The organism is Virgibacillus salarius, assembly GCF_039521925.1.
GTDB classification, from domain to species: Bacteria; Bacillota; Bacilli; order Bacillales; family Amphibacillaceae; genus Virgibacillus; species Virgibacillus salarius.
This window is the reverse complement of record NZ_BAAACY010000148.1, coordinates 62,631-74,781: the sequence shown is the minus strand read 5'-3', so window position 1 is coordinate 74,781 and position 12,151 is coordinate 62,631. Positions and strand designations below refer to the sequence as shown.

Here is a 12,151-nt window from a genome sequence, read left to right as displayed (position 1 = left end):
TGCCCGCGGAAAGCGAAGCAATTAGTCGGAGCATTGCCAATATACATCAAACATTTCAAAATAACTACTTCGCTTAACGCAGTCATTGCACTGATTTTATACTTTCTTAACTTTTAATAAAAAACGAGCTATAATTCATCAATGAATTATAGCTCGTTTTTGTGTTTCTTATTTACTTTTGTCCAGATTCTTTTTAATGACTAGATTAAATTTATGCGGAATAATGTCTCTTTACGACCTCAGCACAACGTGAACATAAAGCAGGGTGTTCACTATCTTCACCTACTGTTGTAGCAGAAATCCAGCATCGTTCACATTTTTCTCCAGCGTGTTTATCAACTGCAACATGAACATACGAATAAGGCTTAGTTTCTGACGTATCATCACTTACCTCAGCCTCTGAAACAATTAAATATTGATGTAGCTGCTCAATAGACTGTAATACATCTTTCGTTTGCTCATCTTTCGGTACTAACTTTATTTTTGCTTCAAGTGACTTACCAATTATTTTCTCATTTCTAGCTTCTTCTAATGCCTTTAACACATCATCACGAACACGCATGAAGTGATCCCATTTTTCTACAGCAAATTTTGTTATTTCTCTCGACTCAGGAATGTCTGTTAATTGAACACTATCACTTTCTACTCCTGGAATATACTCCCACACTTCTTCAGCTGTATGCGGAATAATCGGTGTTAATAGTTTAACTAGAGACGTTAGAATTTCATAATAGCCTGTTTGAATACTACGTCTTCTATGATTATCCTTTGCTTCAATATATAAAATATCTTTAGCAAAATCCAAATAGAAGGAGCTCAAATCAACTGCACAGAAATTATGAATTTGATGGAATATTGGTGAAAACTCATAGCTTTCATAGCTTCCACGCACATCGTTTATTAATCGTTGAAGACGATAGAGCATATATTTGTCGACATCTTCCAATTCTGTATCAGCAACTCGATCTGTTTTCGGATCAAAATCAGCAAGATTAGCAAGCATAAAACGGAATGTGTTACGGATTTTACGATACGCTTCAGAAACCTGTTTTAAGATATCATTTGAAATACGAACATCAGCTTGATAATCTACTGAAGATACCCATAAACGAAGAATATCCGACCCTAGCTGCTTCTGTACTTTCCCAGGTTGAATTACATTGCCCAGCGATTTACTCATCTTTCTACCGTCACCATCAAGTGCAAACCCATGGCTAATAACAGTTTTATAAGGAGCTTTTCCAGTAACAGCTACTGATGTGGATAAGGATGAATTAAACCACCCTCGGTATTGGTCGCTACCTTCTAAATAAATATCTGCTGGACGATAATGATCTTCTCTGCCAAGTAATACCGCTTCATGTGAAGATCCAGAATCAAACCATACATCCATAATATCCGTTTCTTTGGTAAACATATTGTTTGGGCTGTGCTCCGAGGTAAAGCCTTTAGGTAGTAAATCATTTGCTTTCCACTCGAACCAAATATTAGATCCATGCTCCTTAAATAAATCAGACACATGACTAATTGTTTCATCTGTAATGATTGGTGTTTTATCCTCTGCATAAAATACTGGGATTGGCACACCCCATGTTCGCTGACGTGAAATACACCAATCTTCCCTATCTCGCACCATATTATATAATCTTGTTTCTCCCCATTGTGGATACCAATTGATAGCTTTGATTTCATCTAATATCGTATGACGAAAGTCCTTAATCGAAGCAAACCACTGTGACGTTGCACGGAATATCGTTGGTTTCTTCGTACGCCAATCATGTGGATAGGAATGCGTTATAAATGCGAGCTTTAACAATGCACCGGCTTCGTCTAATTTTTCTGTAATTACTTTATTTGCTTTATCATAAAACAGACCTTCAAAGCCAGGAGCTTCATCGGTAAATACACCTTTTTCATCTACTGGGCAAAGTGCATCCATACCGTAACTTCTAGCTACGTAAAAGTCATCTTCACCATGTCCAGGTGCTGTATGAACACAACCTGTACCAGCTTCTGTTGTTACATGTTCTCCAAGCATTACTAATGATTCACGATCATAGAAAGGGTGTTTAGCGACAACCTTATCCGCTTCTTCTCCTTTAAAGGTTTGAATTACTTCTGGATTGTTCCATTCTAACGCCTCTGTCACTGCTTCTAAAAGAGCGTGAGCAATGACAAACTTATCATCATTTACTGCAACTACAGCATATTCTAATTCAGGGTGGATACTTATTCCAAGATTAGCTGGGATCGTCCAAGGTGTTGTCGTCCAGATAATAAATTTGACGTCAGATTCCAATAAGCCTCTACCATCCGTTACTTCAAATGAAACGTAGATGGAAGGAGATCGTTTATCATGGTATTCAATTTCGGCTTCGGCCAAAGCGGATTCTGAAGAAGGAGACCAATACACTGGCTTTAATCCTTTATATATATAGCCTTTCTTCGCCATTTCTCCAAATACTTTTATTTGCGCGGCCTCATAATCCTTTGTCAACGTAATATATGGATTGTCCCAATCGGCACGTACACCTAGCTTTTTAAATTGCTCCCGCTGGTTATCTACTTGTCCAAGTGCGTATTCAGCACAAAGTTTTCGAAATTCAGCAATACTTAATTCTTTACGTTTCACTTTCTTATTTTTTGTCAGTGCTGTTTCAATTGGTAAACCATGTGTATCCCATCCTGGAACATATGGTACATGATATCCTGTCATCGATTTATAACGAGTAATAAAATCCTTTAAAATTTTATTTAATGCGTGACCAATATGCAAATCTCCGTTTGCATATGGAGGGCCATCATGAAGAATAAATAATGGTTTCCCCTTTGTTCTTTCTAAGCTCTTTTTATATAGGTCCTTTTCCTCCCATTCTGACTGGCGAATAGGCTCTTTATTTGGTAAGTTTCCACGCATCGGAAATGCAGTTTTTGGCATTAATAATGTTTCTTTATAGTCCATTTATGCTCCTCCTTCTAAATTAAAAAATCCCCTCTATCCCAAAAGGGACGAGAAGACTCGCGGTACCACCCTTATAAATTTGACTAACTGTCAAATTCACTCGAAATTCGTAACGTGAATGATCCCGTTCATTACTAATTCATTTCATAATGAAAGCTCAAGAGTGATTTTCTAAAAGTATTACTGTGTTGGGCTCCCACCATACCCCAACTCGCTATTCAGTAACTCACCTTTATACTAGCTCTATCCTTGCTTAATTTATTCAACTAATGATTCATAGACCTCTGTGTAAGAATTATATGTAAAATAGCGACTAGCGTCAAGGCTTATGATTCATTCTCTGCTAATTCTAGGTCTTCACCTATTTCCGCATCAAATAACTGTTCCCAATCATCAGTACCTATCATGTCCAACTGAGCTTCAACCAACATTTTTAAACGTGTACGAAAGACTTTGGCCTGTTTTTTTAACTCTTCTACATCCATTGAAATACGACGAGACTTGCTTAGAGCTTCGTTAATAATGCGGTCAGCATTTTTTTCTGCCTCTTTAATTATTAATTTGGATTCTTTTGTAGCATTGCCTTTTAGCTCTTCGGCAGTTTCCTGCGCAATAAGAATTGATTTATTTAGGGTTTCTTCGATATTCGTAAAGTGACCAAGCTTCTCATTTAAGTGATCTACTTGCTCCTTTAAATCCTTTTTCTCACGTATAACCATTTCATAATCTTTAATTACCTGATCAAGAAATTCGTTTACCTCATCTTCATCATATCCGCGAAAACTTCTAGTGAATTCTTTATTATGAATATCCAATGGTGATAATGGCACAACAGCCACCTCCTATTAAAGTTGTTTCACAAAACGTACTATCCCCATCTTACACTTTTATTCGACAAAAGGTAGCTAATTCCTGCATATTTAACAAAATTATTTCAAGATTGCAGTAGTTACCTTAATTTTATCTTTTTTTGTTTTCCCCCTAATTTGTACCACTTTACTCCTTCCCTTACCTCTTAGTGATAATAGATCACCTTCCTGTAAGAGAAACTTTACATCTTCGATGACTTTAAAATTCACCTTGACATGTGACTTATTAATGTAAGATACCGCATCTTTTCTTGAAATCCGGTAGATTTCTTTAACAAGTGTATCAAGTCGTAAGGAGGAGACGGTGCAATCTGATTCCTCCCAGTTCATTTGTTTCCGTTTAAATTCTGATAACGGCATTTCTTCCAACGTTATTTTTGTTGTTTTGATGGATAATAAATTAGTCTTCACATATGAAGCTATTTCATCTGCAACGACGATTTGGATCAGGCCATTGTCCACGTAAATATCTCCAAGCTTTTTTCGTTTAATACCTAAAGATAGAAATGCGCCCATTATGTCGCTGTGTGTCACATTTACAAATTTAGATTGATAACTAGCTTGTAATAATGTTAATTGAAAATCATCAGCTTGTATTGTGTCATAAAAGGGGGCAATTACTACCCGTTTCCGCTCCACATATGGATTTCCTCCATGATAGGCTAGTTTTACTTCATCGCCTTTGGAACCAATAAGCATGTCCATGATCTGCTGTTCACGAGGGTCAAGAAAATCTGTTAACCGTTGCTGAAAGGATCGCTCCACTTGTTCCTTCCATGACATGACCTGATCAATAAAGGGCTCCTCATCTTTCCTAAAATGCTGGTAGATCTCCATTGTTTAACCCTTTAAAAAACAAACATCTGGAAGAATTGTAATAACCCCATTCTTGCTAAATACAAGACAAAAATGGCGACGATTGGTGATAGGTCGATCATGCCGATCGGAGGAATAAACTTACGAAATTGCTCTAAATACGGTTCACATACTTTTGCTAATATTTGTCCGAATGAAGATTCCCTTGCACCTGGAAACCACGACATAAAAATATATATAATTAACGCATAACTGTATATAACAAAAGCAGTATCTAATAATCGATAAAGTCCAAACATTTATTTACTACCATCCTTTTTCATATTCATCTTCCATAAAAGCGTCTGTAATCGTACCAGACACATTGACATTATCAGGTGTACAGAGGAATGTTTGTGCACCCAGCTTTTGTATATCGCCATTTACAGCATATACTGTTCCACTTAAAAAGTCGACGATGCGTTTCGCCTGATGATTGTCCACGCGTTGTAGATTAATAACGACTGCTCGGCGATTAACGATATTGTCGGCTATTTCCTGGGCTTCATTGTATGTCCTAGGTTCACATAGTACAACTTTAGAAGTTGGATTTTGCATACTAGTAAGATTAACGACATTTTGATTTTTATCTTTCGGTTGTGGTCTAGGATCATTTTCTAGTTCATCAACATCAACATATTCATATTCATACTCATCTTCCATTGTGAAATAGTTTTTAATTTTGTTCTTTAAGCTCATTTTGTCACCTCACCCTACTAATTTTGTACCAATTCGGATATGTGTTGCACCCTCTTCAATTGCTATTTCATAATCATTACTCATGCCCATAGAAAGATACTGACAAGGCGCATGCGTATAATTTTCACGTTGTACGTTTGACCTTATATCAGCTAATCTACGGAAAATCATTCGTAGTTTTTCTTTATCATCAATGTGAGGAGCCATTGTCATCAAACCAACTACATACACGTTAGGATAGTTTGCTAAGTCCTCTATAAATGGAATAACTTGGTCTGGATCAATACCATGTTTCGATTCTTCGCCGCTTACATTTACTTGAATAAAGCAGTTCACTGGATCAGTTGCACGTTTATTTATTTCTTTCGCTAACGATAATCTATCCAGCGAATGCAAAAAATCAACTTGATTAATAATTTCTTTTACTTTCCTAGATTGCAGTGTACCAATAAAGTGCCAGGTCCCTTTGTCTTTTAAAAGATTATACTTCTCTTGGAAGCCCTCAAGTCGATTTTCACCGATATTCGTGATGCCAGCTAGTATCGTTTCCTCTGTTCGCTCTATTGTAACATATTTCGTCACACCAATTATGGTGATGTCCTCCAGATTTCGATTACGCTTCAAACATGCTTGTCTTATTTTTTGCTGTATTGCTGTTAAATTTTGTGCTACATCCATTATTTCCAATTCTCCTCCCTCGTATAATCATGATGAAAAGCCAATAAAGCCTAACATTCTACCAGTTCTCCCATGATCTCTGCGGTGTGAGAAAAATAAGTCATTCTCTCGAAACGTGCAATAATTTGTTACATCTATATTATTACGTAATACCCCAGCTTGTAAAAGAATATCTATATTTAATTGTTTTAAATCAAGTAAATATCGATTTATACCAGTTGGTAGAACTGAACTTTGTCTATGTGATAATGGAATCCTATCGATAACCTTTTGCTCTACTTCGTAAAACTGCTTTGTTATGCAAGGGCCGATAGCCACTAACAAGTCGCTCACATTTACCCCATGATTGGCTAGGGTATTGACCATATCATCAGCTATCCCACTAACAGTACCTTTCCACCCTGCGTGTGCAATACCAATATAAGAAGTAATTGGGTCGAAGAAAAATAATGGAACACAATCTGCAAAAAATCCAGTACATAAAATCCCTGAAGTATTTGTAATTAATCCGTCTGTATCTTTAATTGCCGTATCATATTCGGTTGCACCTTTACCTTTGTCATTTTCAGTGACAGCATGTATGCGTGTTTGATGGATTTGCTCTCCACTAACCCAATTATTTAATGGAATCCTTACATGATTAGCAATTATTTCTCTATTTCTTATTACATTTTCTGTACTATCATTAACATGTAACCCACCATTTAAGGATGCGTATGGTTGCCTACTTACTCCACCATGTTTTGTGGTAAATCCAACTTTTAATTTTTCATTTCGTTTTTGCCATTTTTCGATATGTAATATGGAATCATTGTGCTTGATAAAGGGCTCTGACAATCTAACTACCTCCCACGTTCACTGCTTGTTTCATTTTACCACAAAATCTGCTGTTTTTTATTTTCTTTCCTGAATAAATGGTTCATTATATAATTTCGGCTTTTCGACATCTTTTACGAGGATAACATCCGATCCAATTCGAACAATTTGATTCCAATGGATAACAAGTTCTTCTGCCTTACCAAATAATCCACTTTTCTTATCCCTCGGAATGATTACAATTGCAAGAATTCTACCATTTGTTGTATCAATTTCTAAGTCATTGATATGTCCCAGTTTTCGACCATTGTCAATAATGATTACTTCTTTAATTTGTAGTTCAGATAATTTTATCACTTTTATTCACCTCACCCTTACTCTATATATATGCATAACTTTTGTGATCTTTCATGGAACAATAAATTTACAAGATATCTTTGCGATTAGTTATACAAGAATGCTTGCGTTGGAAGTTATAGATACTTATGACACGAACTCGTCAAAATTTGCAGGAGATTCGTTGTTTACTTCAAACAGGTTCGTAGCGACTAGAGCGAGTCAACGGAGATAAAGGAATCACTGTGAGCTTGTGAGCCGATGATGACTTAGATTAGGGTGATTCATGAAGTCGCATCGTTCCCTGGGCACTGAAGCTGGAAGCGGCTCAACACGCCCATATTTATCCAGATTGGCTAACACTTATAATTTCCTTAAATTACCAGAATAAAAAAGCTTGTAGACATTCTCTACAAGCTGAAAGTGTAGAAACACCTATAGCGTTTCTACACTCTGAGGGAACAGATCCGTAATCTTCCCTTGACTATCTTAATAGCCTTTCATTTATTCAAACATCTGTTTATTCATTTGTTTAATCGCTGCTTTTTCCAAACGAGAAACCTGCGCCTGGGAAATTCCAATTTCATCTGCAACTTCCATCTGTGTTTTTCCTTGGAAGAATCGTTTGTTTAGTATCATTTTTTCACGATCGTTTAATTGATGCATCCCCTCTTTTAAAGATAATTTATCAAGCCAGGTAGAATCCTTATCCTTATCATCACTTATTTGATCCATTACATAGATCGGATCACCGCCATCATTGTAAATTGGTTCGAATAAGGAAACCGGATCCTGTATAGCATCCAATGCAAAAACAATATCTGAATGGGGAATACCCATTTCTTCTGCAATTTCCATTGGGGTTGGTTCCTTTGATGTTTTGTTGATTAATTTTTCTCTTACTTGTAGTGCTTTATAAGCAATATCGCGTAATGATCTAGAAACTCTAATTGGATTATTATCTCGCAAGTATCTTCTGATTTCCCCAATGATCATAGGAACAGCATAGGTAGAAAACCTCACATTATGGGATAAATCAAAATTATCTATGGATTTCATTAATCCGATGCAGCCAACCTGAAACAAGTCATCAACGTATTCTCCACGATTATTAAATCGTTGAATAACACTTAAGACAAGTCGCAGATTTCCGTTAACCAGCTCCTCCCGTGCAGATAAGTCTCCATCTCCTTGTTGCATTCTCTTAAATAATTCTCGCATTTCTTCATTCTTTAGTACAGGTAGCTTCGATGTATCAACACCACATATTTCAACCTTATGTCTTGTCATCTGCGTTCAACCCTCCCAGTTGGTGATGCTGTTCATGGACAGTATCTCCGACTGAGAAGATTTTTATGCAGACACTAGCATGAAGAAATACTCATAAAAACCTTCTTTACTTACAGCGACAAGGCTAGACCATTTTATTAAATTCTTTTTTTAATCGGCGAATAATTTTTTTCTCTAATCGGGAAATATATGACTGAGAAATACCTAACATATCCGCTACATCCTTTTGTGTTTTTTCTTCTTCTCCAATTAAACCAAATCTCAGCTCCATGATTTGTTTTTCACGGGCATTTAACTGTGACAGAGCATTCTTCAATAAGCTTTTATCAACGCTGGACTCTAGATTTCTTGTAATTATATCTTCATCTGTTCCTAAAACATCAGAGAGTAGTAACTCATTTCCATCCCAATCGATATTTAGCGGTTCATCAAAGGATACCTCTGATTTAAGCTTATTATTTCTTCTTAAATACATTAAAATTTCATTTTCTATACAACGAGATGCATATGTGGCAAGTTTAATTTTTTTCTCAGGATTAAAGGTATTCACCGCTTTAATAAGTCCGATTGTTCCAATACTAATTAAATCTTCAATATTTATTCCTGTGTTTTCAAATTTACGAGCAATATAAACAACCAATCGTAAATTTCGTTCGATTAAAATGGCTCTGGCGGATTTATCTCCCTTTGGAAGTAAGACTAATAATTCCTGTTCTTCTTGCTTAGAAAGTGGTGGTGGTAAAGCTTCACTCCCACCAATATAATATATTTCATCTGATTTGAGTCCTAATTTAATTAAAATTTTGTACCACCATAAACGAAGGCGTAATTTTGTTGATCTCAAAGCAATCTCTCCTTTATGCAGAATGAATTGTCGCTAATTTTATAATTTGTGGATGTAATAAACAATGATAGCTTTCATCTTTTGTTAGATTGGAAAACTGAAGCCCTACCAATACTTTACTCGTTACAATCTTTTGTTCACCATAATAGATAACTAATGTATCTGGTCGAATCGTAAAGAGAAATGTACTATTACCTTGAACACCTTGATAAGGTACTAACTGCAAATATTTCTCCCACTCCGTTGGCAAACTATCCAAATCTAGTGATTCACTGCACTTACGAACTCGTTTCCATTCTTCTTCCGTAAACCAATTCTTCAAGAAAAGTTCGTCGCATAAGATTACCGGTTTTTTTGTAAGCGGATCGATTAATTGATTACCACTATCAATGTACCCTGTAGTAGAATAGCTCTTTCCCTTAATTTGTATAGTTACTGGGCACAATTGATCATAGCGTATTTTTTCTGCAGCATGCTTGTCCATACGGGATTTTGTAAATACCCAAACCAATGGAAACCCGATTACAACAAATAGCCAGCTTACTGGATCTCCAAAGCCGCTGTTAAAGGTCAGAAATCCATTGCTGTCTAAACCAAATGGACGCTGAAATAAATAGTGAATACCTATTAATCCACCTCCAATAGAGAAGGTAATAAAATAAAATAGCAGCAATAATTTTATCCAACGGTAAAAATTATGATAACCAAATGTAGTTAAGATAATGAAGCACGAGAACAAGAGTTTTCCTATTACACTGGTAAAAAAAGTATCAGGAAAATAGAGAGAGATAGGAACGAGTAAAGATGCAACAAATCCCCCAATTACTATGCGGATAATCCGTGTACTATCTCTTGCTAAAGCTTGTGTGAGCATTAAAAGCATGATATCTAATAAAAAATTTAATGCCCAAACAGCATCCAGATAAATAGTCACACCTTTCCTTCCTTTCACGTATTCTGTCATATGAAAGATTTTAAATTATTAACTTCATAATGATTAAAGTATATCGAAGAGAAAAGGAAAAGTCTGTCATTTCCTGTATGGTTCGTATGACTAATTTTAACGAGTTGTTGGAATGTTTGTCGGTAATTATAGCCAAGTTAAAAATTGGACTTAAATGACCTATGCATGAAATTGGTTGATCCAATTTAAAAGAAAAGAGGATATACATAATGCTTAAACTTGATAATTTGGCCAATTTTTGTGTGGTGGGTGTAATAGTGAAGAAAATCGAGAGAGGAACTGGAAAACAGAATTTATAGTAATAAAGTACCAGTGCCAGTCCAATTGTTACTCATGTTCTAAATTCATTCATAGGATGGTTCTTTTCCTTATAATGAACAAATTGACAAAGAATAAAAGCGCAATCGCTCGATTAGAAACGTAGCGACTAGAGCGAATCAACAGAGATAAAGGAATAACGGTGAACTTGCGAACTGATGATGACTTATCGTAGGGCGTTTACGCTCGACGCGGCTCAACACGCTCCTATGTATCCACATGGACTAATTTTATAATTTCTTTGACAATAAAAAAGGCCAATGCACGTAATAGTAGCATTGCCTTCTTTTTATCATTAACGATTTCGATTACGGTTTCGATTTCTTAAGAAAGTTGGAATATCTAAACCATCTTCCTCTTGTCTTGGTCTTTGCTGTTGAACAGGTTCACTCTCTCTTTCTCTACTAGGTGGTTCTTCATTTACTCTAGTAGCAGCATGCTGATGATGATTAATTACCGGTCGATGCTGTTTTGGTTGCTGCTCCATTTTCTTAGTAGATTCATCAAAGCCTGTCGCTATAACCGTGACAACAATTTCATCTTTTAAGTTTTCATTAATAACCGATCCAAAGATTACATTGACTTCATTATCGGCAGCAGAAGTAACTAAATCAGCAGCTTCTTGAACTTCATACAGACTTAAGTTAGTACCCCCAGTTATATTCATCAAGATGCCGTGCGCGCCATCTATTGAGGTTTCTAATAGTGGTGAAGAGATTGCTTTTTTAGCAGCCTCAGTAGCCCTTGTTTCACCAGTAGCTACACCAATCCCCATTAGGGCAGAGCCCTTATCAAACATAATGGTTTTAACATCGGCAAAGTCTACATTGATTAGCCCTGGTTTTGCAATTAAATCTGAAATGCCTTGTACACCCTGACGCAATACATTATCAGCTTCGCGGAAAGCTTCTAACATTGGTGTATTTTTATCTACTATCTCTAGAAGACGATCATTTGGTATAACAATTAATGTATCCACACTACCTTTTAATGACTCAATTCCAGAAATTGCTTGCGTGGATCTTCTTCGGCCTTCAAAAGAGAATGGACGCGTTACTACTCCTACTGTAAGGGCACCAAGATCTTTTGCGATCTGTGCAATAACTGGAGCAGCACCAGTACCAGTACCTCCACCCATTCCAGCAGTTACAAATATCATATCTGCTCCTTGCAGTACTTCCTCAAGCTGTTCTTTACTTTCTTCTGCGGCTTTTTTGCCTACTTCAGGATTAGCTCCAGCACCTAATCCTCTAGTTAATTTTCCACCAATTTGTATTTTCAATTCTGCTTTTGATAGATTTAAAGCTTGAGCATCTGTATTTACAGCGATAAACTCTACACCTTCAACGCCGTGTTCGATCATACGGTTAACAGCATTATTACCGCCACCGCCAACTCCAATTACTTTTATTGTGGCTAATTCTTCCATGTTTGTATCAAACTCCAACATATCTCGTTCCTCCTAATATGCAAAATTACAAGCGTTTCTAGAAGCTAATTAATTAGAGGTCACCTTAAAG

At 36.3% G+C, this 12,151-nt stretch carries 12 protein-coding genes and 1 other annotated feature; all 12 genes read right to left on the bottom strand.

The window, feature by feature from the left end:
* Positions 1-211: 211 nt before the first annotated feature.
* Positions 212-2,962 (bottom strand): isoleucine--tRNA ligase, encoded by a 2,751-nt coding sequence (ileS, locus tag ABDZ84_RS18475; RefSeq protein WP_026680819.1) that lies wholly within the window; start codon positions 2,960-2,962, stop codon positions 212-214.
* A gap of 40 nt (positions 2,963-3,002) precedes the next feature.
* Positions 3,003-3,221 (bottom strand) — a binding site (T-box leader).
* A gap of 67 nt (positions 3,222-3,288) precedes the next feature.
* The gene (locus ABDZ84_RS18470) at positions 3,289-3,792 is read right to left on the bottom strand and encodes a DivIVA domain-containing protein (protein WP_026680818.1); all 504 of its coding nucleotides are present in this window, start codon (positions 3,790-3,792) and stop codon (positions 3,289-3,291) included.
* A 99-nt stretch (positions 3,793-3,891) separates the two neighbouring features.
* Positions 3,892-4,668, bottom strand: coding sequence for a YlmH family RNA-binding protein (locus ABDZ84_RS18465; protein ID WP_121605056.1), 777 nt, complete (start codon positions 4,666-4,668; stop codon positions 3,892-3,894).
* A gap of 11 nt (positions 4,669-4,679) precedes the next feature.
* A complete protein-coding gene (locus tag ABDZ84_RS18460) occupies positions 4,680-4,946 on the bottom strand; it encodes a YggT family protein (RefSeq protein ID WP_026680816.1) in 267 nt (88 codons plus the stop codon).
* Positions 4,947-4,953: 7 nt separating this feature from the next.
* Positions 4,954-5,385 carry a cell division protein SepF gene (locus ABDZ84_RS18455; RefSeq protein ID WP_026680815.1) on the bottom strand — a complete coding sequence of 144 codons (432 nt, stop codon included), beginning with the start codon at positions 5,383-5,385 and terminating at the stop codon, positions 4,954-4,956.
* 9 nt (positions 5,386-5,394) lie between these two features.
* Positions 5,395-6,063: a YggS family pyridoxal phosphate-dependent enzyme gene (locus ABDZ84_RS18450; RefSeq protein WP_026680814.1), complete on the bottom strand. Its 669-nt coding sequence runs from the start codon at positions 6,061-6,063 to the stop codon at positions 5,395-5,397.
* A gap of 27 nt (positions 6,064-6,090) precedes the next feature.
* The gene (gene pgeF, locus ABDZ84_RS18445) at positions 6,091-6,900 is read right to left on the bottom strand and encodes a peptidoglycan editing factor PgeF (protein ID WP_026680813.1); all 810 of its coding nucleotides are present in this window, start codon (positions 6,898-6,900) and stop codon (positions 6,091-6,093) included.
* Between the two features lie 57 nt (positions 6,901-6,957).
* The gene (locus ABDZ84_RS18440; RefSeq protein ID WP_026680812.1) at positions 6,958-7,236 is read right to left on the bottom strand and encodes a YlmC/YmxH family sporulation protein; all 279 of its coding nucleotides are present in this window, start codon (positions 7,234-7,236) and stop codon (positions 6,958-6,960) included.
* Between the two features lie 483 nt (positions 7,237-7,719).
* Positions 7,720-8,505 (bottom strand): RNA polymerase sporulation sigma factor SigG, encoded by a 786-nt coding sequence (sigG, locus tag ABDZ84_RS18435; RefSeq protein WP_026680811.1) that lies wholly within the window; start codon positions 8,503-8,505, stop codon positions 7,720-7,722.
* A gap of 124 nt (positions 8,506-8,629) precedes the next feature.
* Positions 8,630-9,349 (bottom strand): RNA polymerase sporulation sigma factor SigE, encoded by a 720-nt coding sequence (gene sigE, locus ABDZ84_RS18430; RefSeq protein WP_026680810.1) that lies wholly within the window; start codon positions 9,347-9,349, stop codon positions 8,630-8,632.
* Positions 9,350-9,362: 13 nt separating this feature from the next.
* Complete coding sequence (gene spoIIGA / locus ABDZ84_RS18425) at positions 9,363-10,283, bottom strand: sigma-E processing peptidase SpoIIGA (protein WP_343782549.1); 921 nt, start codon at positions 10,281-10,283, stop codon at positions 9,363-9,365.
* A 643-nt stretch (positions 10,284-10,926) separates the two neighbouring features.
* Complete coding sequence (gene ftsZ / locus ABDZ84_RS18420; protein WP_026680808.1) at positions 10,927-12,081, bottom strand: cell division protein FtsZ; 1,155 nt, start codon at positions 12,079-12,081, stop codon at positions 10,927-10,929.
* Positions 12,082-12,151 lie beyond the last annotated feature (70 nt).

What these genes read in the sequence shown, in the direction of transcription:
- ileS (WP_026680819.1), bottom strand. Translation starts at nt 2,962, where the DNA reads ATGGACTATAAAGAAACATTATTAATGCCAAAAACTGCATTTCCGATG.
- ABDZ84_RS18465 (WP_121605056.1), bottom strand. Translation starts at nt 4,668, where the DNA reads ATGGAGATCTACCAGCATTTTAGGAAAGATGAGGAGCCCTTTATTGAT.
- ABDZ84_RS18460 (WP_026680816.1), bottom strand. Translation starts at nt 4,946, where the DNA reads ATGTTTGGACTTTATCGATTATTAGATACTGCTTTTGTTATATACAGT.
- ABDZ84_RS18455 (WP_026680815.1), bottom strand. Translation starts at nt 5,385, where the DNA reads ATGAGCTTAAAGAACAAAATTAAAAACTATTTCACAATGGAAGATGAG.
- ABDZ84_RS18450 (WP_026680814.1), bottom strand. Translation starts at nt 6,063, where the DNA reads ATGGATGTAGCACAAAATTTAACAGCAATACAGCAAAAAATAAGACAA.
- sigG (WP_026680811.1), bottom strand. Translation starts at nt 8,505, where the DNA reads ATGACAAGACATAAGGTTGAAATATGTGGTGTTGATACATCGAAGCTA.
- ftsZ (WP_026680808.1), bottom strand. Translation starts at nt 12,081, where the DNA reads ATGTTGGAGTTTGATACAAACATGGAAGAATTAGCCACAATAAAAGTA.